This is a genomic window from Albidovulum sp. (assembly GCF_049646345.1).
Lineage (GTDB): Bacteria > Pseudomonadota > Alphaproteobacteria > Rhodobacterales > Rhodobacteraceae > Albidovulum.
On sequence record NZ_JBARVQ010000680.1, the window covers coordinates 1 to 1604 of the forward strand.

The 1604-nt window shown below is 59.1% G+C and carries 3 protein-coding genes; all 3 read left to right on the forward strand.

Going from position 1 to position 1604, the window contains the following annotated elements; genetic code table 11:
* On the forward strand, nucleotides 1–527 hold a 527-nt coding region (locus WBB85_RS17775), incomplete at its 5' end, for a DUF3768 domain-containing protein (protein WP_432639930.1).
* Nucleotides 528–934: 407 nt separating this feature from the next.
* The gene (locus tag WBB85_RS17780) at nucleotides 935–1282 is read left to right on the forward strand and encodes a helix-turn-helix transcriptional regulator (protein ID WP_432639931.1); all 348 of its coding nucleotides are present in this window, start codon (nucleotides 935–937) and stop codon (nucleotides 1280–1282) included.
* Nucleotides 1272–1604: hypothetical protein (locus tag WBB85_RS17785; protein WP_432639932.1), on the forward strand; the 333-nt coding region annotated here is incomplete at its 3' end. The genes WBB85_RS17780 and WBB85_RS17785, both read left to right, overlap by 11 nt.

Sequence of the window (1604 nt, forward strand, 5' to 3'; positions counted from 1 at the left end):
GCGAAGTTCTTGACGATATGGTGGGCGAGATCGGTGCAGTGCCGACGTGTCGAACCTGTGGATCCGAGCGGGTCGTGAAGGATGCTTGGGCCTGCTGGAACCCTTCGACGGGGCTCTGGGAGCTTGAGACGGTCTTCGATCATGAGCACTGTCACCAGTGCGAAGGCGAAACAGCCTTCCTCTGGAAGCGAGTCGAATCCGTGCCGCGCATGCGGGTCCGTGAGTTGAACGACCGCTTTCGGGCGGAAGGGCTCGGCAACGGATCGGTGATGCTCACGATTGGTGTCCGAGAGCGCAGCCGGGACTTCGTGATGCAGGCCGCTTCGGCGGTTAAGGCGTTCTCTGCCTTTACCGGGGACAATGATCCCTGGAGCGAACATGATTTCGGCTCGGTCGAGGTCGACGGCGAGAAGATCTTCTGGAAGATCGACTACTACACCCCTGATCTCACCGCAGGATCGGAAAACCCGGCCAATGAAGGCGAGACCCACCGCGTTCTGACCATCATGCTCGCCAGCGAGTATTGAAGCTGCCGCCTCCGGCAAACGGGGGCGGTTTTTTGCCCGGCCATCAATTGCGGCATCCGTCAAGGTCTTCGAGCGAAAGACCGGCACGGGTCATCCGTCTTCACCGGTAGGACGTGAGGGGTGCTCAGCCGGTACCTGGCGCGGACTAGCATTGCAGGCAGGATTTTCGATATCCTGAACCTCAGAAAAGACTAAGACTACAGGCTTCAGATCCACCACGAAGCCGGTATGGCCGTCAGCCGGAAGGGTTTCACCCTTCCGGTTCTGGACGTCGCCCATACCGGCTTCGTGGTTGTTTTGTTCTGAAGGGCTGTAGCACATGCAGAATGGGCAGATTGCGCCTTCTAGGGCGGCGCCGGGTCATCGATTAGACTGCGATTGTTATCAGCAGTTAATCAAAATTTCATATGTCCACAGAGTTTGCTCTGGACCTGCGCAAAGCGCGCCGGGTCGCGGGTTTTAGTCAGGAGGATGTTGCCCATCTGATGGGCCAGTCGTCCACCGTCATATCGCGGTTGGAGAATGGCGAGCGGCGGCCGTCACTGGTCCAGATCATCACCTTGTCGCTGATCTATGGCCGGTCGTTTGAGAGCTTCTTCGCCATGGTGATGGCAGAGATCAAGAAGGGCCTCCGAGCCCGCATCCTGACCATGCCGGAGGCGAAACGGGCCTATGCCGGGGTCGAGAACCGCGCCCACACGATCGAAAGCCTGGCGCGGAGATTAGCAGAAGAAGACGAAGACGATGGCGCTTAAGATGCTGGCGATTGCGGCTGCCAGTGGCCGGATCGCCTATGTCTATTTCATCGGCGATCACCTGATGGATTGGCGGATATCGCACAAGGCGAGCAAGACGCCAGACAACGCGATAGCGGCGGCGAAGACCTGGATTGCCGATCTCACGCCGGATGTGGTGGTGTTTGAACAGGCGGAGACTGCGGCCAAAAAGGGCCTGCACGCCAAAGCACTCATTGCGGCCATGGCAGAGGTTGCCGCTGCTGCGCCACTTCTCGATGTGCGGATAGAGCGCGAGCAGCACTACCCGAACAAGTATTTCGAGGCGGCCGCTCTTGCCGAA